The sequence below is a fragment of the Mesorhizobium subarcticum genome (assembly GCF_055456085.1).
In genome coordinates this window covers 532,115-557,301 of record NZ_CM144237.1, presented here as the reverse complement: position 1 = coordinate 557,301, position 25,187 = coordinate 532,115, and the positions used below count along the sequence as shown (strand labels likewise).

The 25,187-nt window shown below is 63.0% G+C and carries 23 protein-coding genes and 1 other RNA gene; 15 read left to right on the top strand and 9 right to left on the bottom strand.

The window, feature by feature from the left end:
* Positions 1 to 9 precede the first annotated feature (9 nt).
* The gene (locus ACZYHG_RS02595; protein ID WP_464612401.1) at positions 10 to 1,887 is read right to left on the bottom strand and encodes an extracellular solute-binding protein; all 1,878 of its coding nucleotides are present in this window, start codon (positions 1,885 to 1,887) and stop codon (positions 10 to 12) included.
* A gap of 168 nt (positions 1,888 to 2,055) precedes the next feature.
* Entirely contained in the window at positions 2,056 to 2,718 is a 663-nt protein-coding gene (locus tag ACZYHG_RS02590; RefSeq protein WP_464612400.1) for a c-type cytochrome, read from the bottom strand.
* A gap of 194 nt (positions 2,719 to 2,912) precedes the next feature.
* Here ACZYHG_RS02590 and ACZYHG_RS02585 point away from each other — a divergent pair, with 194 nt between their 5' ends.
* The gene (locus ACZYHG_RS02585; protein ID WP_464612399.1) at positions 2,913 to 3,641 is read left to right on the top strand and encodes a 3-deoxy-manno-octulosonate cytidylyltransferase; all 729 of its coding nucleotides are present in this window, start codon (positions 2,913 to 2,915) and stop codon (positions 3,639 to 3,641) included.
* 26 nt (positions 3,642 to 3,667) lie between these two features.
* Positions 3,668 to 4,531: a prephenate dehydratase gene (locus tag ACZYHG_RS02580; protein ID WP_464612398.1), complete on the top strand. Its 864-nt coding sequence runs from the start codon at positions 3,668 to 3,670 to the stop codon at positions 4,529 to 4,531.
* On the opposite strand, the gene ACZYHG_RS02575 is transcribed toward ACZYHG_RS02580, so the two are convergent.
* The 3 genes from ACZYHG_RS02575 to ACZYHG_RS02565 form a co-directional block, all read right to left on the bottom strand.
* Entirely contained in the window at positions 4,528 to 4,833 is a 306-nt protein-coding gene (locus tag ACZYHG_RS02575; RefSeq protein ID WP_464612397.1) for a Dabb family protein, read from the bottom strand. The genes ACZYHG_RS02580 and ACZYHG_RS02575 overlap by 4 nt on opposite strands.
* 37 nt (positions 4,834 to 4,870) lie before the next feature.
* Entirely contained in the window at positions 4,871 to 5,815 is a 945-nt protein-coding gene (gene nudC, locus ACZYHG_RS02570) for an NAD(+) diphosphatase (protein ID WP_464612396.1), read from the bottom strand.
* 71 nt (positions 5,816 to 5,886) lie between these two features.
* On the bottom strand, positions 5,887 to 6,306 hold the full coding sequence (locus ACZYHG_RS02565) for an HIT domain-containing protein (protein WP_464612395.1): 420 nt from the start codon (positions 6,304 to 6,306) through the stop codon (positions 5,887 to 5,889).
* A 143-nt stretch (positions 6,307 to 6,449) separates the two neighbouring features.
* Between ACZYHG_RS02565 and ffs the strand changes: the two genes are divergently transcribed.
* The 12 genes from ffs to ACZYHG_RS02505 all read left to right on the top strand — a co-directional run bounded on the left by ffs (position 6,450) and on the right by ACZYHG_RS02505 (position 17,994).
* Positions 6,450 to 6,546, top strand: an RNA gene (gene ffs, locus ACZYHG_RS02560) — signal recognition particle sRNA small type.
* A gap of 104 nt (positions 6,547 to 6,650) precedes the next feature.
* Positions 6,651 to 8,462, top strand: a complete 1,812-nt coding sequence (locus ACZYHG_RS02555; protein WP_464612394.1) for a DNA polymerase III subunit gamma/tau — start codon at positions 6,651 to 6,653, stop codon at positions 8,460 to 8,462.
* A 23-nt stretch (positions 8,463 to 8,485) separates the two neighbouring features.
* On the top strand, positions 8,486 to 8,809 hold the full coding sequence (locus ACZYHG_RS02550) for a YbaB/EbfC family nucleoid-associated protein (protein WP_027032947.1): 324 nt from the start codon (positions 8,486 to 8,488) through the stop codon (positions 8,807 to 8,809).
* A gap of 20 nt (positions 8,810 to 8,829) precedes the next feature.
* On the top strand, positions 8,830 to 9,237 hold the full coding sequence (locus tag ACZYHG_RS02545) for a hypothetical protein (RefSeq protein ID WP_464612393.1): 408 nt from the start codon (positions 8,830 to 8,832) through the stop codon (positions 9,235 to 9,237).
* A 229-nt stretch (positions 9,238 to 9,466) separates the two neighbouring features.
* Positions 9,467 to 10,450: a cell wall hydrolase gene (locus tag ACZYHG_RS02540; RefSeq protein ID WP_464612392.1), complete on the top strand. Its 984-nt coding sequence runs from the start codon at positions 9,467 to 9,469 to the stop codon at positions 10,448 to 10,450.
* Between the two features lie 180 nt (positions 10,451 to 10,630).
* Positions 10,631 to 11,236 carry a recombination mediator RecR gene (gene recR, locus ACZYHG_RS02535; protein ID WP_027032950.1) on the top strand — a complete coding sequence of 202 codons (606 nt, stop codon included), beginning with the start codon at positions 10,631 to 10,633 and terminating at the stop codon, positions 11,234 to 11,236.
* 26 nt (positions 11,237 to 11,262) lie between these two features.
* On the top strand, positions 11,263 to 12,504 hold the full coding sequence (locus tag ACZYHG_RS02530) for a lytic murein transglycosylase (protein WP_464612391.1): 1,242 nt from the start codon (positions 11,263 to 11,265) through the stop codon (positions 12,502 to 12,504).
* 261 nt (positions 12,505 to 12,765) lie between these two features.
* The gene (locus ACZYHG_RS02525; protein WP_032925862.1) at positions 12,766 to 14,409 is read left to right on the top strand and encodes an ABC transporter substrate-binding protein; all 1,644 of its coding nucleotides are present in this window, start codon (positions 12,766 to 12,768) and stop codon (positions 14,407 to 14,409) included.
* 18 nt (positions 14,410 to 14,427) lie between these two features.
* The gene (locus ACZYHG_RS02520; protein ID WP_464612390.1) at positions 14,428 to 15,489 is read left to right on the top strand and encodes an ABC transporter permease; all 1,062 of its coding nucleotides are present in this window, start codon (positions 14,428 to 14,430) and stop codon (positions 15,487 to 15,489) included.
* On the top strand, positions 15,486 to 16,406 hold the full coding sequence (gene nikC, locus ACZYHG_RS02515) for a nickel transporter permease (RefSeq protein ID WP_464612389.1): 921 nt from the start codon (positions 15,486 to 15,488) through the stop codon (positions 16,404 to 16,406). The genes ACZYHG_RS02520 and nikC overlap by 4 nt, the downstream gene beginning before the upstream one ends.
* On the top strand, positions 16,403 to 17,248 hold the full coding sequence (locus ACZYHG_RS02510; RefSeq protein ID WP_464612388.1) for an ABC transporter ATP-binding protein: 846 nt from the start codon (positions 16,403 to 16,405) through the stop codon (positions 17,246 to 17,248). Before nikC ends, ACZYHG_RS02510 begins: the two co-directional genes overlap by 4 nt.
* A complete protein-coding gene (locus ACZYHG_RS02505; protein WP_464612387.1) occupies positions 17,245 to 17,994 on the top strand; it encodes an ABC transporter ATP-binding protein in 750 nt (249 codons plus the stop codon). Before ACZYHG_RS02510 ends, ACZYHG_RS02505 begins: the two co-directional genes overlap by 4 nt.
* Before the next feature lie 6 nt (positions 17,995 to 18,000).
* On the opposite strand, the gene ACZYHG_RS02500 is transcribed toward ACZYHG_RS02505, so the two are convergent.
* From ACZYHG_RS02500 to ACZYHG_RS02490, 3 genes are read right to left on the bottom strand one after another with little or no spacing between them, the layout of a single operon-like run.
* Positions 18,001 to 21,102: an efflux RND transporter permease subunit gene (locus ACZYHG_RS02500; protein ID WP_464612386.1), complete on the bottom strand. Its 3,102-nt coding sequence runs from the start codon at positions 21,100 to 21,102 to the stop codon at positions 18,001 to 18,003.
* On the bottom strand, positions 21,102 to 22,178 hold the full coding sequence (locus ACZYHG_RS02495) for an efflux RND transporter periplasmic adaptor subunit (protein ID WP_464612385.1): 1,077 nt from the start codon (positions 22,176 to 22,178) through the stop codon (positions 21,102 to 21,104). Before ACZYHG_RS02495 ends, ACZYHG_RS02500 begins: the two co-directional genes overlap by 1 nt.
* Positions 22,175 to 23,314: an efflux RND transporter periplasmic adaptor subunit gene (locus tag ACZYHG_RS02490; protein WP_464612384.1), complete on the bottom strand. Its 1,140-nt coding sequence runs from the start codon at positions 23,312 to 23,314 to the stop codon at positions 22,175 to 22,177. The genes ACZYHG_RS02495 and ACZYHG_RS02490 overlap by 4 nt, the downstream gene beginning before the upstream one ends.
* A gap of 233 nt (positions 23,315 to 23,547) precedes the next feature.
* Between ACZYHG_RS02490 and ACZYHG_RS02485 the strand changes: the two genes are divergently transcribed.
* On the top strand, positions 23,548 to 24,825 hold the full coding sequence (locus tag ACZYHG_RS02485) for a 4-aminobutyrate--2-oxoglutarate transaminase (protein ID WP_464612383.1): 1,278 nt from the start codon (positions 23,548 to 23,550) through the stop codon (positions 24,823 to 24,825).
* 33 nt (positions 24,826 to 24,858) lie between these two features.
* On the opposite strand, the gene ACZYHG_RS02480 is transcribed toward ACZYHG_RS02485, so the two are convergent.
* Complete coding sequence (locus ACZYHG_RS02480; RefSeq protein WP_464612382.1) at positions 24,859 to 25,185, bottom strand: type II toxin-antitoxin system RelE/ParE family toxin; 327 nt, start codon at positions 25,183 to 25,185, stop codon at positions 24,859 to 24,861.
* Between the last annotated feature and the right edge of the window lie 2 nt (positions 25,186 to 25,187).

Below are 25,187 nucleotides of genomic sequence, written 5' to 3'. Positions count from 1 at the left end.
TCCGGCTCATCAGTTGCCGCCCTTGTACTTGGCCGCCAGCGCCTTTTCCTTGTCGAGGTCGATCCACCAGGAATCAATGTCGGCACCGACATAAGCGGGCTGCTTGTCGGGGAACTTGAACTTGTCCCAATAGGCCAGCCAGACCGCCGACCGATAATACTGCGGAACGACGTAAAAATTCCACAGCAGGACACGGTCGAGTGCATGGGTGGCGGCGACGAGATCATCGCGGTCGGTGGCGAAGATGACGCGGTCGACCAGCGCATCGACTGTCGGATCCTTGATGCCCATCAGATTGCGCGAACCCGGCGCGTCGGCGGCCTTCGAGCTCCAGAAATCGCGCTGTTCGTTACCGGGGGAGTCGGACTGGCCGAACAGGCCGGTGACGACATCGAAGTCGTAATGATTGACGCGGTTGATGTACTGCGTCTGGTCGATGATGCGCAGCGAGGCTTCAACACCGATCTTGCGCAGATTGGCGATATAGGGACTGGCGATCACCTGGTCGGTGTCGTTCCAGCCGAGGATCTCGAACTTGAACGGTTCGCCGGTCTTGGCATTGACCATCTTGCCGCCCTTGATCACCCAGCCAGCCTTGGCGAAGAGATCGACGGCCTGCTTCAGGTATTTTCGCTCCGCTTGCGGCGAATCGTAGACAGGCAGCTTGAACTCCTGCGTGAAGAGTTCTGGCGGCAGCTTGTCGCGATACTTGTCCAGGATCTCCAGTTCCTTTCCCTGCGGCAACCCGCTGGAGGCAAGTTCGGTACCCTGGAAATAGCTCGATGTGCGGGTGTTGAAGCCGAAGAACAAGGTGCGATTCATGCTCTCGAAATCAAACGGTATGGTCAGTGCCTCGCGGACCAGCCGGTCTTGGAACAACGGCTTTCGCTGGTTGAGCACAAAGCCCTGCATCGGCTGTGGCGACTGGGTCTTGAAGTCCCTCTTGATGACGTCGCCGGCCTGGATGGCTGGGAAATTGTAGGCGGTTGCCCATTTGCGGGAGCTGTACTCGCGGTTGATGTCTTCCAGTCCGCCCTTGGTGAAGGCCAGCCAGGCGGCATTGTCGTCAAGGATGTAGGTGTATCGGCGGGTGTCGAAATTCTCGCGGCCGATCTTCACCGGCAGCTTGGCCGCCCAATAGTCAGGCACGCGTTGCCAGACGATTTCCGATCCCGGCTTGAAGCTGGCGATCTTGTAGGCGGCGGAGCCGAGCGGCGGTTCCAGCGTTCCCTTGGTGATGTCGCGCTTTTTGCCATTGGCGTCGATGCCTTCCCACCAGTGCTTGGGCAGAACGGCGAGGTCGCCAATGATCTTAGGCAGCTCGCGGTTACCCTTCTGGTTGAAATGGAACTCGACCTCGCGGTCGGAGATGGCCACCGCATCGGTGACGTTCTCGAAATAGCGGTTGTATTGCGGGCTGTTCGCCTTCAGCACCTGGAATGACCAGATCACGTCGTCGACGGTGATCGGCTGGCCGTCATGCCATTTTGCACGCGGATCGAGTCGGTAGGTCGCCGAGGAATAATCGGCCGGGTATTTGTAGGCATCGGCAATCAGCGGGTGGCTGGTGCTGCCCTCATCGGTCGCCTGCTCCATCAGCGTGTCATAGAGCAGGCCGCCACCGAAGCCGACGAGGCCCGCCGCCGGCGATCCCTGGACGATATAGGGGTTGAAGCTGTCATAGGTGCCGAGCAGCACGGAATTCAGCGTGCCACCCTTGGGCGCGTTCGGGTTGACGTAGTCGTAGTGCTGGAAATTGTCGCCGTATTTGGATTCGCCGATCAGCGATGAGGTTGTCCGCCACTCGTCGGCTCGGGTCGCCTGCAAACCCGCCGCCAGCAGGGTCGCCGCCAGCAGCGACTTGAGAAGCGTTCGGCCAACCGTCATGCACTATCCTCTTCGCGATGCGTGCCAGATCATCCAGAAGGCGATCCTAGATGATTTGGCGCCAGTGAAAACCGCGATGCGCCGGCTTTGTCGCCGCACCTTGCATTTTCCCAACAAAAAAGCCGGGCTGAACCCGGCTTTTTCAAGATCGTCGAGATTAAATCTTGGTTACTTGGCCGGGGCCGCGGGCGCCGGTGCGGCAGGCTTGGCCGGGGCAGCAGCATCAGCTGGCTTGGCCGCGTCGGCCGGCTTTGCGGGCGCGGAGGCGTCCGCGGCGGCACCCGGTGCCGGCAGCGGCTTGGGATTGTCGGACAGCGTACGCAGGTAGGCGATGACGTTGGCGCGGTCCTCCTCCTTGGGCAGGCCGGCGAAGCCCATGGCCGTGCCCTTCACGAATTTCTTCGGCGAGGTGATGAAGTGGTCGATGTTGTCGTAGGTCCACTTCTCGGTGCCGCCCTTGGAAAACTCCTTCATGCCGGCCGAATAGGCGAAGCCTTCATGCTCGGCGACGGGGCGGTCGACGAGGTCCCACAGGTCCGGGCCGACCTTGTTGGGGCCGCCCTTTTCGCCGGAATGGCAGGCCTGACACTTCTTGAAGACGGCAGCACCCTGTTCGACATTGGCGGTCGCCAGACGGTCGGCGATCGGCTTGGCTACGGCAGCCGGAGCGGCCGGGCCGCCTTCGGCTGGCTCGGCGGCCTCGATGATGAAGCCAGGCTTTTCCGGGGCCGGCGAGGCAAACAGCGCGTCCGACACCAGGCCGACCGAGAAAACGACGAAAACGGTTCCAAGCAATCCGGCGAGCAGTTTGTTGACTTCGTTGGAATCCATTCGCCCCTTGCTCCCTTTTCCGGCGGACTGATCCGTCCACTCCGTCCGTCGGTATCGAAACCTGCCCTGCAGAGCCGGTCAAATCGGGCGGAAACTAGGTCTTTTGCTGCGGCGTTGCAACACCTATAAGGGCGCTTCCAGTGAGACCTTTTGCCACTTTTCCTTGTCCTCTTTTCGAATGCCTTGCCATAGCGATGTCCACCTTGATCCTGATCCCGGCCCGCATGGCCTCCACCCGCCTGCCGGGCAAGCCGCTGGCCGACATCGCCGGCGCGCCGATGATCGTCCATGTCGCGCGCCGTGCGGCCGAGGCCGGCCTTGGCCGCGTGGTGGTGGCGACCGACACGCAAAGCGTCGCCGAAGCGGTGCGTGCTCATGGTTTCGAGGCGGTGATGACGCGGATCGATCACGAATCGGGTTCTGACCGCATCCACGAGGCGCTGGTCGCGCTTGATCCCCAGCGCAAGGTCGAAACGATCGTCAACGTGCAGGGCGACCTGCCGACCATCGATCCCGGCATCATCGCGGCCTCCCTCAGACCTTTCGAGGACGAGGCCGTGGATATCGCCACGCTCGGCGTCGAGATCGTCCGCGACGAGGAAAAGACCAACCCGAACGTCGTCAAGATCGTCGGTTCGCCGTTGTCGGCCACCAGGCAGAGGGCGCTCTATTTCACCCGTGCCACGGCACCTTGGGGCGAGGGGCCACTTTATCACCATGTCGGCCTCTACGCCTATCGCCGGGCAGCACTCGAGCGCTTCGTGGCGCTGAAGCCGTCGCCGCTGGAACGTCGCGAGCGGCTGGAGCAGTTGCGGGCGCTGGAAGCCGGCATGCGCATCGACGCCGAGATCGTCCAGTCCCTGCCCCTCGGCGTCGACACGCCGGAAGACCTTGAGCGGGCCAGAAACATTCTTGCAAACTGAAAAACCCTTGAACCGAGACTTGGCCCATGCCTGAAAAGACCAACAGAATATCCTTCCAGGGTGAGCCGGGCGCCAATTCCGACACCGCCTCGCGCAATGTCTATCCTTCGATGGAGCCGTTGCCTTGCCCGACCTTCGAGGATGCCTTCAACGCAGTCGAGACCGGCAAGGCCGATCTCGCCATGATCCCGATCGAGAACACCATTGCCGGGCGCGTCGCCGACATCCATCATCTGTTGCCGGAATCGAAGCTGCACATCGTCGGTGAGTATTTCCTGCCCATCCATTTCCAGCTGATGGTGCTGCCCGGCGTCAAGCGGGAAGAAATCAAGACGGTTCACAGCCATATCCACGCGCTTGGCCAGTGCCGCAAATACATCCGCAAGAATGGCTGGAAGGCGATCGTCGCCGGAGACACGGCGGGTGCGGCCAAGATGGTCTCCGAAGTCAAGGACCGCACCATGGCCGCGTTGTCGCCGGCGCTGGCCGCGACGCTCTACGGGCTCGATATCATCGAGGAAAATGTCGAGGACACTGATTCCAACGTCACCCGCTTTGTCGTCCTGACCAAGCACAAGCAATGGGCCGAGCGCCCGTCAGCCGACGCCAAGATGATGACGACCTTCATCTTCCGCGTCCGCAACGTGCCGGCCGCGCTCTACAAGGCGATGGGCGGCTTCGCCACCAACGGCATCAACATGACCAAGCTGGAGAGCTACCAGCTCGGCGCCTTCACGGCGACGCTGTTCTATGCCGACATCGAGGGCCATCCTGACGATCCGCTGGTCAAACTGGCGCTGGAAGAGCTTCGCTTCTTCTCAAAGGAAGTGCGGATTTTGGGCGTCTATCCAGCCAGTGAGTCGCGCGAGCAGTGGAAGGTCGCGGATTAGATCACCGCGCCCAGCGGCACATAGTCGATCTCGAGAAATTTCACGACCTCCGGCACCCAGCGGTCGCGCACGAAGGCGACGTGGTCCGGGTGGTCGTTGTATCTGGTGTACGCGGCTTGGTCGGCGAACTCCATCGAGAAGCCGAACTGATAGTCGTTCTTGGGGCTGATCTGGCGCAGCTGTTCGAAATGGGTCACCCCCTTGATGGCCGACAGGGCCTTCTTGGCATCGACGAGGAAGCGTTTCTCCTCGAGCGAGTGCGGCGCATGCTTCAACGTGAAGATGACGGTGTGGCGGATCATATCGTGCTCCTGCGATGTCTTTTTTTAATCCCTGCCATCATTCGCTGTCGACCCAGGCGCGGATCAGGTGATGCGCGATGGCGCCTTTCGGTGGCGTGATCAGATTGTCGGCATGCTCCCGGGCCAGCATCGAACGCACCTCGTCGCGGCCGAACCAGCGGCAATCTTCCAGCTCGTTGAGATCGGCCTGGATGTCTTCGTTGAGCGGCTCGCCGAAGCAGCCGATCATCAGCGAATAGGGGAACGGCCAGGGCTGGCTGGCATGGTAGACGACGCGTCCGAGCCTGATGCCGGCTTCTTCCAGCGTTTCGCGGCGCACCGCCGCCTCGATCGTCTCGCCCGGTTCGATGAAACCGGCAAGGGCCGAATACATGCCCGGCGCGAAATGCCGGCCGCGCCCAAGCAGACATTTCTCCTGCGTTGCCGTCAGCATGATCGCCACCGGGTCGGTACGCGGGAAATGCTCCGTGCCGCAATTCGGGCAGTGGCGCTTGTAGCCGCCGGCCCGCATCTGCGATTCGGTGCCGCATTTGCTGCAGAAACGGTGGCTGGCATGCCAGGCGAGCAGGGCAGCGCCTTGCGCCATCGCGCCGGCCGCCCCTTCGTCGATCAGCCCTTGCATGTAGACCGACCGATAGTCGATCGCCTTGACGGTCTCGGGCAGCTCTTCGGCGTCGATTCCGACGGGCATCGCCAGCACCGGTCCCTGCTCGGAAAAGCCGAGCAGGACACCTTGGGCCAAGGAGGGCCCGAAGGGCTCGCTCTCGGCGACGCTAAACCATGGGTCGAGGCCGGCGCTTGTCCCAAGCTTCAGGTGGAGTCGGCCGCCATTCATCAACAGCAGCCGCGTCGTCGGATCCGCCAGCGCCTTGTCGACCGAATCGTCGGCGCGGTTCTCGGACTGGCGGTCGATCGTGTTGCCGGCAAAGCCGACGAACTGGCTCGGTTCGCGCAAAGGCGCGTCAAACAGGCTAAAGCTCATGCGTACTCTGGTGCTTTGGAATGGACATGTCTGGGGATGAACATGTTTTCAGGATGAATACCGGGGAAGGCTTATAGCGCCGCCCTTACCGTTTCGGCAAACCGGCGCAGCTCGGAACGCTCATACGGCTCGCGCAGGCCGTGTCCCCACACCGGGCCGGGCCAGCCGGGATCACCTTCGGACCGTGCAATGATGTGGATATGCAATTGGCGCACGATATTGCCGAGCGCGCCGGTGTTGATCTTGGTGCACCCGCTCACTTTCTTCAGCGCCTGCGCCACCATATTGGTCTCGAAGGTCAGCATGGCCTGGTCGAGCGGCGTCATCTCATGAACCTCTTCGGCGCCCGGCCGCTGTGGTACCAAAAGCAGCCACGGCCAGCGGCGGTCATTCATCACCCGCAATTCGCATAGCCCAAGCCACATCAACTGCTCGCTGTCCGCCTCCAGCCGGGCATCCAGCGTGAATCCGGCCTTCAGGCCCGGCTGCATCGGCGTTTCCTTGCTTTTCTTGGTTTCCTCAAACCATGAACGCTAGAGCGGCTGCATCGGGGCTGCAAGCGAATCTCTTGCGTGATGGCGCCAATTTGCCTGCGCACTTGCATTTCATCGCGCAATTGCCGATATGGACTGCGGGAGGTTGGTGGTGGACGATCCACTCGCCAACCGGGTCAGGTCCGGAAGGAAGCAGCCCTAACGAGCCCGGAACGGGTCATTGTTCCAGCCTCCCACCTCTTCGGCCCTTCTCGCCACATTGACGACGCATTGCAGCGCGGGCGAGACTATGCGCAGGAATCGGCGCCTTCGGGCGCGGCCTTTTGGAGCTTAACGGGCGAATGAGCGAAGCCGGAAATTCGGGGCCCAAAAGCCTGGAGAATGGCAAGGCCGCTGCCTACCGCGTGCTGGCGCGCAAATACCGTCCTTCGAATTTTTCCGAGCTGGTCGGCCAGGAGCCGATGGTGCGCACCCTCACCAACGCCTTTGCCACCGGCCGCATCGCGCAGGCCTGGATGCTGACCGGCGTGCGCGGTGTCGGCAAGACCACCACCGCGCGCATCCTGGCCCGGGCGCTGAACTACAAGACCGCGACCGTTGACCAGCCCTCGGTCGATCTTGCCGTGCTCGGCGAGCATTGCCAGGCGATCATGGAAGGCCGCCATGTCGACGTCATCGAGATGGACGCCGCCTCGCATACCGGCATCGACGATATCAGGGACATCATCGAGCGCGTGCGCTACGCCCCGGTCTCGGCCCGCTACAAGGTCTACATCATCGACGAAGTGCACATGCTGTCCACGCAGGCCTTCAACGGTCTGCTGAAGACGCTTGAGGAGCCGCCGCCGCATGTGAAATTCATCTTCGCCACCACCGAGATCCGCAAGGTTCCGATCACCGTTCTGTCGCGCTGTCAGCGTTTTGATTTGCGACGCATCGATGCCGGCGCGCTGGTCGCGCATCTCTCTTCGATTTCGGCCAAGGAAGGCATTTCGGTCGACGACGATGCGCTGGCGATGATCGCGCGCGCGGCGGAAGGCTCGGCTCGTGATTCGCTCTCCATACTCGACCAGGCGATTGCGCACGGCGCCGGCTCCGTCAGCGCCGAAGCAGTGCGCGCCATGCTGGGCCTGGCTGACCGCGCCCGCATCGTCGACCTGTTCGAACATGTGATGAAGGGCGATGTGGCGGCGGCCCTGGCTGAGTTCCGTACGCAATACGATACCGGCGCCGATCCGGCCGCAGTGCTGACCGATCTTGCAGAGTTCAACCACCTCGTCACCCGGCTGCGTTTCGTGCCGACCGCAATGGACGACGCCTCGCTGTCGCAGGACGAGCGCGAGCGCGGCGCCGATTTCGCCAGGGCGCTGTCGGTCAGGGTGCTGTCGCGGACCTGGCAGATGCTGCTCAAGGGCATTCCCGAGGTGCAATCCTCCAACCGGCCGGTCAGTGCCGCCGAAATGGTGCTGATCCGGCTGGCGCATGCCGCCGACCTGCCGACGCTGGATGAAGCGTTGCGATCACTGGACGGGGCAGCACCGGTTCAAAATGGCGCGCCGCGCCCGAACGGAACGCCCTCGGGCCCCGGCAATGGCACCAGCGCGGTGGCGCAGACGCGCATGCCCGGCGGATCGGGCGGCGCGCAGACCATGCGGCTGATCGAGGCCACGCCAGCGCCGGCTGCTTTCGTCGCCCCTCCGCAACCCGTATTGGAAGCGCCGCCGGTACCCTTGAAATCGCTGGCCGACATCGTCGCGCTTGCTGATGCCAAGCGTGACATCGCTTTCAAGGTGCTGATCAAGAGCTGCATCCGACTTGTACGCATCGAGCCCGGCCGCATCGATGTTGGCCTGACCGCCGATGCGCCCAAGATGCTGCTCAATGACTTGACGACCAAGCTGCGCGCCTGGACCGGCCGCAACTGGCTGGTGTCGTTGTCGAAGGAAGAGGGTGGCCAGACGCTGGCCGAAATGGAATCGACCAAGCGCGAAAACGCCTTCCTCGATGCCAAGAGCGATCCGACTGTTGCCGCCATCCTGGCGCGCTTTCCCGGCGCCAAGATCATCGACGTACGCATTCCCGACGCACCGGAAGCGGCTGCCGATCAAGCCGAAGTACCGGTCGAGCCGCCGGCCGATGACGACGACACCTGATAAACCAAGACAAGGATCGGACCATGAAAGATCTTCTCGGCCTGATGGGTAAGGCGAAGGAAATGCAGGCCAAGTTTCAGGCCATGCAAGATGAAATCGCCACGCTGGAGGCGTCCGGCCAGGCCGGCGGCGGTCTGGTCAACGTGACGCTGACCGGAAAATTCGAGATGAAATCCCTGAAGATCGACCCGTCTCTGTTCAAGGAGGACGATGTCGAGATCCTCGAGGACCTGATTCTTGCGGCCCACAACGACGCCAAGGCCAAGGTCGAGCTGATCATGCAGGAAAAGACGAAGGCACTCACCGCTGGCCTGCCGATCCCACCGGGAATGAAACTGCCCTTCTAGCGTTCAGTGGCACCGCTCCGATGACCGAAGAGCCGTCCGAAAGACTGATCGAGCAGCGTATCCGCAACCGGATCTACGAGATTCTGGAAATCCTCGCCGATTGCGACGCCGGCGTCGATCTCGTCGGCATCAAGGGCTACTTCCACCTGTTCGAGGATTTCGTGCACCGCCCGTCGATCGAGGCCGGCACGTCGGCGCTTTCGAAGGAGGAGCGAGCGATCGTGCTTGAGATAGCCGAATTCCTCGAGGCGGCTTCCGAGACAAATCCCGATTTCACCAAGGCCGAATTCATCAACAGTGACTGGCCGGGAAAGATCGCGCCGACGGCCAGGGACGCGCGCGCGTTGTTCCTCAGGCGGGGTCTGTTTTCGGAGAAGGTCGAGGAGCTGGAGCCGGGCCAGCCGGCCGCGATTGCGGCAGGGCGGTAGCGATTCCCGGAAAAACGTGACGTGGTTTTCCCCTTCGCAATTGTGGCGAAACCGCGAAAGAGCGGTCATCGCCTTTGTGAAACGATGGCTCGATCTGTCTGAAAAGCCACGAAATTGTGCCTTTTCGGCAACAGTGCATTGTTAATAACGTTTTAGCCATCATTTTGCCTGAAAGTGTCTCATTCTTGCCGCAGCCCGGGGGCGGGTATCGAAGTGAGAGGGTAACCTGTTGATCGTCACGCGATGGAAGGCGCCGCTGTTGCTCGGCGTCATCACGTCTCCCCTGTTTCTGGCTGCTTGCAGCCAGACGACTTCGCACGGCATGTCGGTCGCCAGCCTGACCGATGCCATCACGCCGAGTTTCCTGACGTCGCGCGCCTACAGTCAGACGCCGAAGGACAGGGAATGCCTGGAACGGGCGGTGTTCTTCGAGTCCAACCGCTCGAGCCGCGACGGCATGATCGCCGTCGGCACGGTGGTGATGAACCGTTTGCGGTCCGGCAATCATGGCACCACCATCTGCCAGGTGGTCGGCGAGCCGGGGCAATTCGCCCCAGGCGTCATGACCAGGCCGATGAATTCACGCGCAATGCCCGATGTCGAGGAAGCCGCCGACGCCGTCCTCAAGGGCGAGCGCAAGGCCAAGCTCAAGAACACGATGTATTTCCACACCGCGGGCCTGCGTTTCCCCTACAAGAACATGCACTACACGATGGTTGCCGGCGGCAATGCCTTCTACGAGAAGCGCGGCCGCAACTGGCAGCCGCTGCCTGATGAGCCGATGGTTGCCTCGTATGAACCGGAGAGGCCAGCCGCGCCAGTGACGATGGTTGCTTCGGCTGAGCCGGTTCGTCCTGCCAAGACCGCTGTCCGCGCAGCCCCGGCACAACAGGCCTATATGACCGCTGCCGCGGAGCCGGCACGCCCGTTCAAGATGGCCACCGCCCCAGCCAAGCAGACCTACATGACAGCGGCGGCAGCGCCGGCGGCAAAGTCCGGGCGTGTCTCGGCCAAGTCCGTGGAAGTCGCCATGCAGGAGCCGATGGAAGAACCGGATGCCGCCCGCTTTGGCGGAACCGTGAACACCCGCGTCATCAGTTCGGTTCAGGGCGAGCCACAAGAGGCATCGATGGGATTCCAGTCGACACCTGACAACACCGATGCCATCGGTGCGATGATCGTCGGCCAGGGCCGGCCGCTCGAAGCCAACTGATCCGCATCGCCACGCCGCGCGTGGCAGTATGCTGGACAGGGATGTTTCAAAGCGCTCTGAAAAATCCTGGAGCGGTTCACCGTTTCGCGGAAACGGTGAACCGCTCCAGCTTTTCATTTTGACGCAATTCCCAAGGGAAAGCGCTTCGCGCTTTTCCTGGAATTGCTCTAGATCAGAGCGATGTCGAAGCGAATCGCGGGTCCAGAGATCGAACGCCTCATCCAGCTCCTGGCCAAGGTGCCGGGACTTGGCCCCCGTTCGGCCAGGCGCGCGGCACTGCATCTGATCAAGAAGAAAGAGCAGCTTCTGTCGCCACTCGCCGCCGCCATGGGCGAGGCCGCCGACAAGGTTCGCATCTGCACGACCTGCGGCAATGTCGATACGTCGGATCCTTGCATGATCTGCACCGACCCGCGCCGTGATGCCACAACCCTCATAGTCGTCGAGGACGTAGCCGATCTCTGGGCTTTGGAGCGGGCAGCAGCGATGAACGTGCGCTATCACGTGCTCGGCGGCACGCTGTCGCCGCTCGACGGCATCGGCCCCGACCAGCTCAACATCCGCTCGCTGATCGACCGCGTCGCCGGCGGCGAGGTCAAGGAAATCATCCTTGCCGTCAACGCCACGGTCGAGGGCCAGACCACCGCGCATTACCTCACCGATCAGCTATCCGGCTTCGACATCAAGGTGACAAGGCTGGCGCATGGCGTGCCGGTCGGCGGTGAACTTGACTATCTCGACGAGGGCACGCTGGCCGCGGCGCTGCGTTCGCGGACGGCGTTTTGACGCAATTGGCGGGGATGTTTGCTGAAATGACTGCATTCCTTCGCACAATCGCCCTTCTCGCCACGCTTCTCGGCGTCCTGCTCGCGGCCCCCGCCTCCGCCGCCAAGATCGACGACCAGTTCCGCGCCTGGCTGCAGAACGACCTCTGGCCCGAGGCCAAGGCGAAGGGTATTTCCAAAAAAACCTTCGATGCCGCCTTCGACGGCATAAAACCCAATCTGAAGCTGCCCGACCTTGTCATGCCCGGCGAGAAGCCGAAGACGCCGCAGAAGCAGCATCAGGCCGAGTTCGGTTCGCCCGGCGCCTATTTCGCCGAAAAAACGGTTGGTGCGGTGACTGCAGGCGGCCGCGCGCGTGAAGCCACCAATGCCAAGACGCTTGCGGCAATCGAAAAACGCTATGGCGTGCCAGGCGAGATCGTTCTGGCGATCTGGGGCCGCGAGACCGGTTTCGGCGCCGCGAAAATGCCTTACGATGCCTTCGAGGTGCTCGGCACCAAGGCGTTCATGTCGACCAAGAAGGATTTCTTCCGCACCGAACTTTTGGCCGCGCTGGAAATCGTCGAGCGTGGGTTGGCGCCAGTAGGTGCCATGAAGTCATCCTGGGCCGGCGCGCTGGGCCAGCCGCAATTCATGCCGACCTCCTTCCTCAAACATGCCGTTGATTTCGACGGCGATGGACGCGTCGACATCTGGAGCTCGACGCCTGACGTGCTGGCCTCGATCGCCAATTATCTCGTCCACTATGGCTGGGTGAGGGGGCGCGGCTGGGGGTTCGAGGTGACCGTGCCCGCAAACGTATCCTGCTCGCTGGAAGGCCCTGATCAGGGCAAGAAAATCTCCGAGTGGGCCGACAAAGGCATCAAGCGTGTCGGCGGAAAGCCGTTTCCGGCGAGCGAGCTGAAGGCGGAAGGCTTCCTTTTGATGCCGGCCGGTCGCAGCGGTCCGGCGTTCATCGCCACCCCCAATTTCTACGTGCTGAAGGAATACAACACCAGCGACCTCTACGCGCTGTTCATCGGCCATGGCGCGGACCGCATTGCGCATGGCGATCAGAATTTTTCCGGCCGCTGGGGCCCGGTCGGCGATCTCCACCGTTCCGACATTGCCGCCCTGCAGCGGGCGCTTGAAGCCAAGGGCTATGATGTCGGCAGCGCCGACGGCCTGCCCGGCTTCAAGACACGTCGCTCGATCGGCAAGTGGCAAGTCAAGAACGGCCAGGCCGCGACCTGCTTTCCTGATGCCGGCCTGGTCGCCGCGCTGAAATAGCGCCGAAATTGGTAGATTTTTCTCGTTCGGTTGCCACGATTGGTTGGCCTATGCGTCGACACGCCGCCCGTCTTTCTGGCCCAATGAGCCGTCGCATAAATGCTCGTTGCCGGCCATGAGGCTGCCGGATATGGTGTTGACCAACTGGACAAAAACCGCAACGGTAAGGGGTCGGAGGGCCGTCCTTAGGCCCCGAAAAGAGTTCTACAATCCTGAGCCGGGAACTCAGGTCAACAAACAACAAAACAGGGAACAATCACCATGATGATGGAAAAGTTTGCTCTACGCTCCCGTATCCTGCTTGCGGGTGCCGCCATGTCCGCGCTGCTTCTGGCCGGAGCGCCGGCTGGCGCGGTCACCCCCGCGGACACGCTGGTCGAAGGCTTCGCCATCGACGACATCATCTCCATGGATCCGGGCGAGGCGTTCGAGCTGTCGACCGCTGAAGTCACTGGCAACACTTATGATCTGCTTGTCCGTCTCGACCTCAGCGACACCTCCAAGGTCAAGCCGGATCTCGCCGCGAGCTGGACCGTTTCCGACGACGGCCTGACCTACACATTCAAGCTCAAGCCGGGCCTCAAATTCGCCTCGGGCAACCCGATCACCGCAGCCGATGTCGCCTATTCGTTTGAGCGCGCCGTCAAGCTGGATAAAAGCCCGGCCTTCATCATCGGTCAGTTCGGCATCAGCGGCGACAACGTCACCGAAAAGGCCAAGGCCGTCGACGACGCTACCTTCCAGTTCACCGTCGACAAGGCCTATGCGCCGAGCTTCGTGCTGAACTGCCTCTCGGCAACGGTCGCCTCGGTGGTCGACGCCAAGCTGGTCAAGGAACATGTCGCGGCGGTGACGCCGAGCGCCGACTACAAATGGGACAATGATTTCGGCAATGCCTGGCTGAAGACCGGCTATGCCGGCTCCGGCGTCTACAAGCTGCGCGAATGGCGCGCCAACGAAGCCGTGGTCATGGAGCGCAACGACAATTATTACGGCGAGAAGGCCAAGCTCGCCCGCGTCATCTACCGCAACATGAAGGAAAGCTCGGGCCAGCGCCTGGCGCTCGAAGCCGGCGACATCGACGTTGCCCGCAACCTCGAACCGAACGATCTCGACGCCATCGCCAAGAACGCGGATCTGACCACCACGAGCGCGCCGAAGGGCACGGTCTACTACATCAGCCTCAACCAGAAGAATCCGAACCTCGCCAAGCCCGAGGTCCGCCAGGCCTTCAAATATCTGGTCGACTACGATGCGCTGAGCACGACCATCCTCAAGGGCATCGGTGAAATCCACCAGTCCTTCCTGCCCAAGGGCGACCTCGGCACCGTGGACGACAACCCGTTCAAGCTCGACGTCGCCAAGGCCAAGGAACTGCTGGCCAAGGCCGGCCTGCCCGACGGCTTCAGCGTCACCATGGACGTGCGAACGGGACAGCCGACGACAGGCATGGCGGAATCGATCCAGCAGACGCTTGGACAGGCCGGCATCAAGCTGGAGATCATTCCTGGCGACGGCAAGCAAACTCTGACCAAATACCGCGCCCGCAATCACGACATCTACATCGGCAATTGGGGCCAGGATTATTTCGATCCGAATTCCAATGCCCAGACCTTTGCATCGAACCCCGATAATTCGGATGCCGGCAAGTCGCACACGCTCGCCTGGCGCAACAGCTGGGACATTCCGGACCTGACCAAGGAAACGGAAGCGGCCCTGCTGGAGAAGGATTCTGGCAAACGCGCCGACATGTACAAGGATCTGCAGAAGAAGATCCTCGACACCAGCCCCTTCGTCATCATTCACCAGCAACTGGAAGTGGTTGGTCTGCGCAAGAACCTCAAGGGCCTCGTGCTCGGCCCGAGCTTCGACACCAATTTCGTTGGGTCGGTCTCCAAGGAATAATGCGGTCGGACGCGCCGCATGAGCGCGGTTGAAAACGAGAGCGGGCGCGGCAGCGCCCGCGCCGTCGCCCTTGCATCGGCGATAGGCCGCTTCTTGGTCATCGCGGTCACGACCTATCTTGGTCTGCTCGCGGTCACCTTCTTCATTGGCCGGGTCATCCCGATCGATCCGGTGCTGGCGGTGCTCGGTGATCGCGCGCCTCTCAACGTCGTCGAACGCACGCGCCGCGAGATGGGTCTCGACCTGCCGCTGGTCGAGCAGTTCTACATCTATGTGAAGAATGCCCTGAGCGGCGATTTCGGCACGTCGGTGCTGACCACCAATCCGGTCATGACCGACATCCGCCGCGCCTTCCCTGCGACCATCGAACTGGCGACGCTGGGAACGCTGATCGGTTCGGTGCTCGGCGTGCCGCTCGGTGTGCTGGCAGCTGTAAAACGCGGCAGCGTCATCGACCAGATCGTGCGCATTGTCGGCCTGATCGGCTATTCCGTGCCGATCTTCTGGATCGGGCTTTTGGGGCTCGTCCTGTTCTATGCCAAGCTGCAATGGGTGGCGTTTCCCGGCCGCCTCGACGTCGTCTACGAATACACGTTCACACCGATCACCGGCTTTTATCTTCTCGATGCGCTGTGGCAGGGCCAGTGGGATGTCTTCTACGATGCCTTTCGCCACATCATTTTGCCGGCAGGCCTGCTCGGTTATTTCTCGCTGGCTTACATCAGCCGCATGACGCGCTCGTTCATGTTGAACGAGCTGGCGCAGGAATACATCATCGCCGCGCGCGCCAAGGGCTTGTCGGAGACCCGCATCATCTGGGGCCACGCACTGCGTAATGCCGCCGTGCCGATGGTCACGGTGATCGCGCTGTCCTACGCCAATCTGCTGGAGGGCTCGGTGCTGACCGAGGTCGTCTTCTCCTGGCCGGGCATCGGCCTCTACATCACCAATTCGCTGCAGAACGCCGACATGAACGCCGTGCTCGGCGGCACCATCATCATCGGCTCGGTGTTCATCGGCATCAATCTCCTGTCCGACCTGCTTTACCGCGTGCTCGATCCAAGGACGAAATCCGCATGAGCGCCGAGGCGATCCAGAGCCGTCGCGACTGGCTGCTCAGCGAGCGGCCGGCCTCGCGCATGCAGGCAAGGCTCGGCCGCGCCTATGTCGCGTGGCGGCGCTTTTCCGCCAACCGGCTGGCCTTTGTCGGCCTGCTGATCATCATCGCCCTGCTGGTCATCGCCGCCCTTGCCGGCGTTCTGGCGCCCTATTCGCCGACATTTGGCGATCTCAAGAATTCACGGCTGCTGGCGCCAAGCGCCGAACACTGGTTCGGCACCGACGACCTCGGCCGCGATATCCTGTCGCGCATCCTCTACGGCTCGCGCTGGACGCTTTATGTCGTCATCCTGGTCGCCATCATCGCCGCCCCCATCGGCCTGCTGGTCGGCACCGTCGCCGGCTATGCCGGCGGCTGGACCGACGCCATCCTGATGCGCATCACCGACATCGTGCTTGCTTTCCCCAAACTGATCCTGGCGCTGGCCTTTGTCGCCGCGCTTGGCCCCGGCATCGAGAATGCGGTGCTGGCCATCGCCATCACCTCCTGGCCGCCTTATGCGCGAATTGCGCGCGCCGAAACACTGACGGTGCGCAATTCCGATTACATCAAGGCCGTGCAATTGATGGGCGCCTCACCCTTCCGCATCGTGTTGCGCCACATCATGCCGCTCTGCATCTCCTCGCTGATCGTCAGGGTGACGCTCGACATGGCCGGCATCATCCTGACCGCCGCCGGGCTCGGCTTCCTCGGCCTCGGCGCGCAGCCGCCGCTGCCGGAATGGGGCACCATGATCGCTTCCGGTCGCCGCTTCGTGCTCGACCAATGGTGGGTGGCCGGCGCGCCGGGCTTCGCCATCCTCATCGTCAGCCTCGGCTTCAACCTGCTTGGCGACGGCCTGCGCGATGCACTCGATCCCCGCAGTGGTGACCAATGAACAGGAAGACGAAGGCGCTTCTCGACGTCGACGATCTGCGCGTCACCTTCCCGACTCGTACCGGGGTGATCGAGGCGGTGCGCGGTGTCTCCTTTTCGCTCGGACGCGAACGGCTCGGCATTGTCGGCGAGTCGGGCTCGGGCAAGTCGCAGACCGGCCGCGCCATCATGGGTGTGACGCCGCCCCAGGCCAGGATATCGGCCAACAAACTGGCTTTTGATGGCATCGACCTGCTCGGCATCTCGCCGCGCGAACGCCGGGCGCTGCGGGGCAACCGCATCGCCATGATCCTGCAGGATCCGAAATATTCGCTCGACCCGGTGATGAGCATCGGCCGCCAGATCGTCGAGACGCTGCGCACGCATGAGAAGGTCTCCAAGGCCGAGGCGCGCGAGCGGGCGCTGGCCATGCTGGAAGCGGTGCAGATCCGTGACCCCAAGCGTGTCTTTGACCTGCATCCGCATGAAGTGTCCGGCGGCATGGGCCAACGCGCCATGATCGCCATGATGCTGATCGCCGGACCGGAAATGATGATTGCCGACGAGCCGACCTCGGCGCTCGACGTCACCGTGCAACTCGACGTGCTCGGCATCCTCGACAAATTGGTCAGCGACCGCGGCATGGGGCTGATCTTCATCTCGCACGACCTGCGCCTGGTTTCGTCCTTCTGCGACCGCGTCATCGTCATGTATGCCGGCAAGGTGGTCGAGCAACTCAAGGCGTCGGAGCTGGGCAACGCCCAGCATCCCTACACGCGCGGCCTGCTCAACTGCATGCCCAAGATCGGCGCCGACCGTCATCCGCTGCCGGTGCTCGACCGCAAGCCGGAGTGGGCGGCATGACAGCTGCGATCACCGTCGACGGGCTGGAAGTGATCTACGACCGCTTTCGCGCGCTGAAAGGAGTCAGCCTCGAAGTCAGGTCAGGCGAATCCTTCGGCCTGGTCGGCGAATCCGGTTCCGGCAAATCGACGCTGCTAAGAGCGATCGCCGGCCTCGCGCCAGTCGCCTCGGGAAGCATCACCGTCAATGGCAAGAAGCTTGGGTCGCGCCGCGACAAGGCGTTTTACCGCGAGGTGCAGATGGTCTTCCAAGACCCGTACGGCTCGCTGCACCCGCGCCAGACCGTCGACCGTCTGCTGCAGGAACCGCTTGCCATCCATGGTTTTGCCGACGGCGAAAAACGCATCCAGCAAGCACTTGACGAAGTTGGCCTCGGCAATGGTTTCCGCTTCCGTTACTCGCATCAGCTGTCGGGCGGCCAGCGCCAGCGGGTCGCCATTGCCCGCGCGTTGATTCTCGAACCGTCGATCCTGCTGCTCGACGAGCCGACCTCGGCGCTCGATGCCTCGGTGCAGGCGGAAGTGCTCAATCTGCTTGAAGAGGTTCGCCGGCGGCGCAAGCTGACCTTCCTGATGGTGAGCCACGACTTCGCCATCGTCACCCATATGTGCGAACGGCTCATGGTGATGCAGGGCGGCGAGGCGGTTGAGAACCTCACGGCGGCCCAGCTTGTCGCGCACCGCGTGACCGAGGATTATACGCGCAATCTGCTCAAGGCCAGCGAAGGGTTTGTCCGCACGGGTTAAGGGGTTTCAGGCTGTCCCACCTTCCTTCACCGTTTCCCCATGTGCGCCTTCGCTATCTTGCACCGGTTTCGGCTCCTCGATCCGGAACCACGTCACATAAAGCGCCGGCAGGAACAGCAGCGTGATCGCCGTGCCGGCGATGATGCCGCCCATCATCGCGTAGGCCATCGGCCCCCAGAACACTTCGCGTGCTATCGGGATCAGCGCCAGGCTGGCGGCGGCAGCCGTCAACGCGATCGGCCGCATGCGGTGTTCGGTTGCCTCGATGACAGCCGCCCAGCGGTCCTTGCCCTCGCGGACAAGATCCTCGATCTGCACGATCAGGATGACCGAGTTGCGGATCAGGATGCCGATCAGCGCCAGCACGCCGAGGATGGCGACGAAGCCGAGCGGTGCGCCGCTCGGCACCAGGGCCGCCACCACGCCGATCAGCCCGAGCGGCGCCACCGCAACCACCAGGAACAGGCGCTGGAAGCTTTGCAGCTGGATCATCAGGATGGTCGCCATGACGAACAGCATCAACGGCACCACGGCGGCGATCGGTCCCTGGCTCTTGCCGCTCTCCTCGACCGAGCCGGCGGTCTCGATCGAATAGCCCGGCGGCAGCTTGGCGATGAAGGCCTCGACCGATGGCTTCAGCTCGTTGACGACCGTTGCCGGCAGCACGTCGCCGACCAGGCCTGCGCGCACGGTGATCGTCGGAATGCGGTCACGCCGCCACACCGTCGGCTGCTCCAAATCGTAGCGGAAATTGGCGACTGCCGCGAGCGGAATGGCCTCGCCGGTGCTGGTCGGCAACTGCATGTTCTGCAACGTCCCGATCGAGCTGCGTTCGGCATCGCGCGAGCGCGCCACGACATTGATCAGATAGGTGGCGTCGCGCACCTGGGTGATGGTGGCGCCGCCGACCGTACTGTTCAGCGCGCTGGCGATATCGGATGAGGTGATGCCGAGCTGGCGTGCCTTGTCCTGCAGCACCTCGACCCTCAGCACGCGCTGCGGCTCGTTCCAGTCGAAGGTCGGCGCGGCGAGTTTGGGGTTGGCCGAGATGAGGCCGGCGAATTGCTGCGCCAGTTCGCGGACCTTTTGGATATCGGGTCCGCCGACGCGGTACTGCACCGGGCGACCGACCGGCGGGCCAAGCTCCAGCGGCTTGACGAAGGCGTCGGTGCCGACGAACTCCGCGCGCAGCAGCTTTTCCAAAGCCGGTTTCACCCGGTTGCGGGCCTCGATGCTCTTGGTGACGATGACGGTCTGGCCGAAATAGGGGTTGGCGGGCTGCACATCATAGGCGAGCACGAAGCGCACTGCGCCCTGGCCGATATAGGACGAGAAATGGTCGATGTCGGGATTGCCGACCAGCGCCCGCTGCTCGAACCGCTCCATCTGGTCGCGCGTTTCGGCTATCGAGGAATTCTGCGGCAGGTTCCAGTCGACGATCAGCTCCGGCCGGTCCGACGGCGGAAAGAACTGCTGTTGCACGAGGCCGAAACCGGCGATCGAGCCGGCAAACAACAAAACCGTGACGATGATGGTCAGCCAGTGATGGCGCACCGAACCGACAAGCACGCGCCGGAACAGCGCGGTGAGGCGGCCCGGCTGGTCGTGATGCTTTGTCTTCATCGTCGCCGGCAGGATGGTGACGCCAAGCAGTGGCGCAAACAGCACCGCCACGATCCACGACACCAAAAGCGACACGGCGATGACGACGAACAGGGTGAAGGTGTATTCGCCGGCAGCACTCGAGTTGAGGCCGATCGGGATGAAGCCGGCGACCGTCACCAGCGTGCCGGTCAGCATCGGGAAGGCGGTCGAGGTGTAGACATAGGTCGCTGCCTTGCGCAGATTGTCGCCGACCTCCAGCCGCGCCACCATCATCTCCACCGCGATCATCGCGTCGTCGACCAGGAGCCCGAGCGCGATGATCAGCGCGCCCAGAGAAATGCGCTGCAGCGATATGCCGAGATACTCCATGACGGTGAAGGTGATGGCCAGCACCAGCGGGATCGATAGCGCGACGACGAAGCCGGCGCGCATGCCGAGGCTGATGAAGGATACCGCGAGCACGATGGCGACCGCTTCGGCCAATGCCCGGGTGAAGCCCGAAACCGCCTCCTCGACGATAACAGGCTGGTCGGCGACCAGATGCACGCCGACGCCGACCGGCAGGTCGGCCAGCACCTTGTTCATCTCCTTGTGCAGCGCCTCGCCGAATTCGAGCAGATTGGCATTTGGCTTCATGCCGATGGCGAGCGCGATGGCGTCCTGGCCATTGAATCGGAACAGCGCCGTCGGCGGATCGGCATAGCCGCGCGTGATCGTCGCCACGTCGCTCAGCCGGAAGAAGCGGTCGTTGACGCGCAGATTGATGGCCCGCAGGCTGTCTTCGGAGGTGAACTGGCCGCCGACGCGCACGCTGATGCGCTCCGGTCCGGACTGGACGACACCGGACGGCGTGATGGCGTTCTGCGCCTGCAGGCTTGCCACGATCGCTTGCTGGTTAAGGCCAAGGGCGGCGATCTGACGGGTCGAGAATTCGAGATAGATCGCCTCGTCCTGCGCGCCGACCAGATCGACCTTGCCGGCATTCGGCACGGTCAGGATCTTGGTGCGGGCATCCTCGACATAGTCACGCAATTGGCGCGGCGTCAGCCCGTCCGACGTGAAGGCGTAGATATTGCCGTAGACATCGCCGAAGCGGTCATTGAAGAACGGTCCCTGCACGCCTTGCGGAAACTGCGCCTTGATGTCTTCCACCATGTTGCGCACCTGAATCCAGTTCGGCACGACATCGCGCGCTTTGGTGGTGTCCTTCAGGTTGACGAAGATGACGGTCTGGCCGGCGGTAGTGACGGATCTTGTGAAGTCGAGACTGTCGAGCTCCTCGAGCTTCTTCTCGATGCGGTCGGTGACCTGCTGCAGGGTCTCCTTGACCGACGCGCCCGGCCAGTTGGCCTGGATGATCATGGTCTTTATGGTGAAGTTGGGGTCTTCCTCACGGCCGAGATTGAGGTAGGAGAACACGCCGGCGACGACGAAGACCAGCATGAAGTACCAGACCATGGAGCGGTGGCTGAGCGCCCAGTCGGAGAGATTGAAGCCCTTCATCAGACGCCGCCCTCCGGCACTTTGACCTTCTGGCCTTCGCTCAGGCTGTGGACGCCCGCCGTGACGACGCGCATGCCGGCGTCCAGCCCCTCGGCGACAGTGAAGGTGGCGGCACCCTTGGCGGCCACCTTGATCTCTTTCACACTCACGCTCGATGTCTGTGGATCGACGATCCACACCTTGTCGACGCCGTCCTTTTCAAGCAGTGCCGACATGGGCAATTCGATCGTCGGCATAACCTTGGCCACGCGGGTCGCCGTCACCGTCGAGCCGAGCCGGAAGGCTTGCGGCGGATTGGTGAGCGTCAGCTTGACGCGTCGCGTGCGGGTCGAGCCTTCCGACTGGGGCGCGATCTCGCGCAGCTTGGCCTCGGTCTGGATCGTCGGCAGCGATTGCAGGATGACCTGGAATGGCGTGCCGGTCGTGAGGTCACCGACCAACTGGTCGGGAATATCGACCACCGCCTCGCGCAGATCCGAGCGCGCCACGGTGACGACCGTCTGGCCGGCCGAGACGGTCTGCCCGACCTCGGCGCCGACGGCGGTGACGACGCCGTCGAAATCCGAGAACAGCCGGGCATAGCCAAGCTGTTCCTGCGACTTGGCAAGCGCAGCCTTGGCCCGCTCGACACTGGCTTCGGCCGCTTTCCTTGCCTGCTGCGCGGTATCGAAGACGGCCTGCGATGTGTTGGCCGAGGCGAGCAGCTGCCGCTGGCGCTCTTCGCTCGCGGCGGCGTTGGCAAACTGTGCCTCCGCATTGGAAAGCTCGGCCTTGGCCGCCTGGACGGCCAGTTCCAGCGCGGTCGGGTCGAGCGCGGCGATCGTCGTGCCCTTGCTGACGATGTCGCCGACATTGACGTCGCGCGACACGACCCGGCCAAGCAGGCGGAAGGCGAGGTCGGCGCTGACCTGCGGCTCGACCGAGCCGGCAAAGCCGAAGGTCTGTGAGGTCTGTGGCTCGACCACGACCGACAGCACCGGCCGGATGATCTCCGGCGGCTTTTCATCCGATTTCGAGCAGCTAGCGAGCGCTCCAAGCGCGAACAGACCAAGCAGGATCCGCGGCAGCCTTCTCATTGGCCCGCTCCCGATATCTCGACTGTCTGTCCAGGACTGAGCAACTGCCCGCCTGCGGTAACGACGCTCTGGCCTTCGTTCAGCCCGCTGGCGATGACGACGGTGCCCGAATCGAAGGCCAACACCTCGACCGGCGCCGTCGCAACCGCCTTGGTCGAGGGATCGACGACCCAAACCGCTGGTTTGCCGGCGCTTGAGGTCAGCGCCTGCCAGGGCAGCAGGACAGCTTTCGCCGGCTTGGCGCTGACCGAGCCGATGACGGCGGCTCCCAACGGCATGCCGGCCGGCGTGTCGGCAATGGCGACCTTGACCCGGACAGAGCCCGAAGCCGGGTCAACCGCCGGCGAGATTTCGCGCACCTTGCCAGTCGCCCTGATTTGCGGGTCGGACAACAGCGTGATCGTCACTGCGGGCGAGGCCGGCGTCCTGGCGACCAGCGTCTCCTGCACGTTGAACACCGCGTCGCGATCGCCGTCCTCGGCGACGGTGAAGACGGTTTGCGCGGCTTGCACCACCTGGCCGGTTTCGACCTGGCGGGCGGTAATGACACCGGCGGCACCTGCCTTGAGCTCGGTGAAGGACAGGTTCTGCTGGGCATTGGCGAACGCGCTCTGGGCGGCATCGACGCTGCCTTGCGCCACCTTCAGCGCCTGATCGGCGGCGTCGTAGTCGCGCCTGGTGGTGAAGCCCTGGGCAAGCAGCGTCTTCTGCCGCTCGAAGGCGGCGGCCGACTGGGTCAGCTGCGCCTGCGCTGCGTCAAGATCGGCCTGCGCCGAGCGCAGGTCGGATTGCTGCTCCTGCGGATCGATGCGGGCAAGCACGGCGCCCTTGTCGATATGCTGGCCGACATCGACAAGCCGCTCGGCGACCCGGCCGCCGACCCGGAACGACAGATTGTTCAGCGTGCGCGCCGCGATCACGCCAGTCAGCGAGGTTCTCGGTGCATAGTCGGCCAAAGCCACCGTTTCGGTGCGCACCATGACCGGCAGCTTCTTTTCTGCTGCCTCCTGCTTCTGGCAGCCGGTCAGCATCAATGCGGCTGTGCAGACGAAAAACGCCGAAGCGGCTGTAAAGGACAAAAGGCTGGAGGTTTTGACCGATGGCGGCGAGACGGACGATGTCACGTTCCTGCTCATGGGCTCCCCCAACCGCGGGCGGCTCGCTGATCGCGAGGCCTCGCTGATATCTGGAGGATAATCGATCCCGGGAAAAAGGGAACCGGTCTCGTACGCGTATAGGACGACTGGTTAAGGGGGGAACCGGGATCAGGCCCAATCGCCTACCGGTGGTGCCGACTTGAGGAAAATGTGAAATAAGGCCAGAAGACACCGAGCAAACAAGAACGGGCGCCGGCCCGATGAGGGATATCATGAAGAATTCAGCCATTTCCGAACGCAAGAACCAGTCGATCTCGCGCGGCGTCGGCATGACCACGCAGATCTATGCTGACCGGGCTGAAAACTCGGAAATCTGGGATGTCGAAGGCCGCCGCTACATCGACTTCTCCTCGGGCATCGCCGTCGTCAACACCGGCCACCGCCATCCCAGGGTGATCGAGGCGGTCAAGGCGCAGCTCGATCGCTTCACCCACACCTGCCATCAGGTCGTGCCTTATGAGAGCTATGTCAGGCTGGCCGAACGGCTGAACGCCATGCTGCCCGGCAAGTTCGAGAAGAAGACGATCTTCGTTACGACCGGCGCTGAGGCGGTCGAGAACGCCATCAAGATCGCCCGCAACGCCACTGGCCGCCAGGCCGTCATCGCCTTCGCAGGCGGCTTCCACGGCCGCACCTTCATGGGCATGGCGCTGACCGGCAAGGTCGTGCCCTACAAGGTCGGCTTCGGTGCCATGCCGGGCGACGTCTACCACGCGCCGTTCCCGGTGCCGCTGCACGGCGTGTCGGTCGCCGATTCGCTCGCCGCGCTCGACCGCCTGTTCAAGGCTGATGTCGACCCGGCCCGTGTCGCCGCCATCATCATCGAGCCTGTCCAGGGCGAGGGTGGGTTCTACGACGCGCCACGCGATTTCCTGGTTGCACTGCGCAAGCTGTGCGACCAGCACGGTATGCTGCTGATCGCCGACGAGGTGCAGACCGGCTTTGCCCGCACCGGCAAGATGTTTGCCATGGATCACCATGAAGTCGCCGCCGACATCACCACCATGGCCAAGAGCCTGGCTGGCGGCTTCCCGCTGGCGGCGGTCACCGGCCGCGCCGAGATCATGGATGCGCCCGGCCCCGGCGGCCTCGGCGGCACCTATGGCGGCAGCCCGATCGGCGTTGCCGCGGCACATGCGGTGCTCGATGTGATCGAGGACGAAAAGCTGTGCGACCGCGCCAACACGCTGGGCGCGCGACTGAAGCAGCGCCTGCAATCGATCCGCGACGACGTGCCCGAGATCGTCGACATCAGGGGCCTCGGCTTCATGAACGCGGTCGAGTTCAACGACGTCAAGAAGGGCCTGCCTTCGGCCGAAATCGCCAATGCGATCCGGCTGAAGGCGCTCGACAAGGGCCTGATCCTGCTGACCTGCGGCGTCTACGGCAACGTCATCCGCTTCCTGGCGCCGATCACCATCCAGGACGAGATCATGAACGAAGCGCTCGACATCCTGGAAACCTCGATCCGCGAAGTCTGCGCTGCCTGAAAGGGCGGCGCCACTTCTCTCCAAGATCCACCGTCAGTAGCTTGGATTCTGTAGCCAAGCGGGAATGTCCCGCTTGGCATGCAGCACCCGCCACACATCGATATGGTCGGGCTGCTCAAGATAGAAGATCAGATATGGATAGCGCTTGAGTTGCACACTGCGCAGACCAGGCAGTCCAATCTCGTAGGCGAATCTAAGAGAGCCGGAAGCCGGATGGGTGGCTATCAATTTGTAGGCGTTTTGAAGATCCTCGACATAGCCCAACGCTATGTGCGAACCAACTTCGCGCACATAGTAATCAACAGCGTCCTCGATATCCTGCAGAGCAAGATTTCGAGGAACAATTGCCTTTGTGGCCACTT

What these genes read in the sequence shown, in the direction of transcription:
- ACZYHG_RS02495 (WP_464612385.1), bottom strand. Translation starts at nt 22,178, where the DNA reads ATGAGAAGGCTGCCGCGGATCCTGCTTGGTCTGTTCGCGCTTGGAGCG.
- ACZYHG_RS02580 (WP_464612398.1), top strand. Translation starts at nt 3,668, where the DNA reads ATGCCTGAAAAGACCAACAGAATATCCTTCCAGGGTGAGCCGGGCGCC.
- ACZYHG_RS02500 (WP_464612386.1), bottom strand. Translation starts at nt 21,102, where the DNA reads ATGAAGGGCTTCAATCTCTCCGACTGGGCGCTCAGCCACCGCTCCATG.
- recR (WP_027032950.1), top strand. Translation starts at nt 10,631, where the DNA reads ATGTCGAAGCGAATCGCGGGTCCAGAGATCGAACGCCTCATCCAGCTC.
- ACZYHG_RS02550 (WP_027032947.1), top strand. Translation starts at nt 8,486, where the DNA reads ATGAAAGATCTTCTCGGCCTGATGGGTAAGGCGAAGGAAATGCAGGCC.
- ACZYHG_RS02510 (WP_464612388.1), top strand. Translation starts at nt 16,403, where the DNA reads ATGAACAGGAAGACGAAGGCGCTTCTCGACGTCGACGATCTGCGCGTC.
- ACZYHG_RS02525 (WP_032925862.1), top strand. Translation starts at nt 12,766, where the DNA reads ATGATGATGGAAAAGTTTGCTCTACGCTCCCGTATCCTGCTTGCGGGT.
- ACZYHG_RS02595 (WP_464612401.1), bottom strand. Translation starts at nt 1,887, where the DNA reads ATGACGGTTGGCCGAACGCTTCTCAAGTCGCTGCTGGCGGCGACCCTG.
- nudC (WP_464612396.1), bottom strand. Translation starts at nt 5,815, where the DNA reads ATGAGCTTTAGCCTGTTTGACGCGCCTTTGCGCGAACCGAGCCAGTTC.
- ACZYHG_RS02555 (WP_464612394.1), top strand. Translation starts at nt 6,651, where the DNA reads ATGAGCGAAGCCGGAAATTCGGGGCCCAAAAGCCTGGAGAATGGCAAG.
- ACZYHG_RS02490 (WP_464612384.1), bottom strand. Translation starts at nt 23,314, where the DNA reads ATGAGCAGGAACGTGACATCGTCCGTCTCGCCGCCATCGGTCAAAACC.
- ACZYHG_RS02565 (WP_464612395.1), bottom strand. Translation starts at nt 6,306, where the DNA reads ATGCAGCCGGGCCTGAAGGCCGGATTCACGCTGGATGCCCGGCTGGAG.
- ACZYHG_RS02485 (WP_464612383.1), top strand. Translation starts at nt 23,548, where the DNA reads ATGAAGAATTCAGCCATTTCCGAACGCAAGAACCAGTCGATCTCGCGC.
- ACZYHG_RS02530 (WP_464612391.1), top strand. Translation starts at nt 11,263, where the DNA reads ATGACTGCATTCCTTCGCACAATCGCCCTTCTCGCCACGCTTCTCGGC.
- ACZYHG_RS02585 (WP_464612399.1), top strand. Translation starts at nt 2,913, where the DNA reads ATGTCCACCTTGATCCTGATCCCGGCCCGCATGGCCTCCACCCGCCTG.
- ACZYHG_RS02505 (WP_464612387.1), top strand. Translation starts at nt 17,245, where the DNA reads ATGACAGCTGCGATCACCGTCGACGGGCTGGAAGTGATCTACGACCGC.
- ACZYHG_RS02590 (WP_464612400.1), bottom strand. Translation starts at nt 2,718, where the DNA reads ATGGATTCCAACGAAGTCAACAAACTGCTCGCCGGATTGCTTGGAACC.
- ACZYHG_RS02520 (WP_464612390.1), top strand. Translation starts at nt 14,428, where the DNA reads ATGAGCGCGGTTGAAAACGAGAGCGGGCGCGGCAGCGCCCGCGCCGTC.
- ACZYHG_RS02575 (WP_464612397.1), bottom strand. Translation starts at nt 4,833, where the DNA reads ATGATCCGCCACACCGTCATCTTCACGTTGAAGCATGCGCCGCACTCG.
- nikC (WP_464612389.1), top strand. Translation starts at nt 15,486, where the DNA reads ATGAGCGCCGAGGCGATCCAGAGCCGTCGCGACTGGCTGCTCAGCGAG.
- ACZYHG_RS02545 (WP_464612393.1), top strand. Translation starts at nt 8,830, where the DNA reads ATGACCGAAGAGCCGTCCGAAAGACTGATCGAGCAGCGTATCCGCAAC.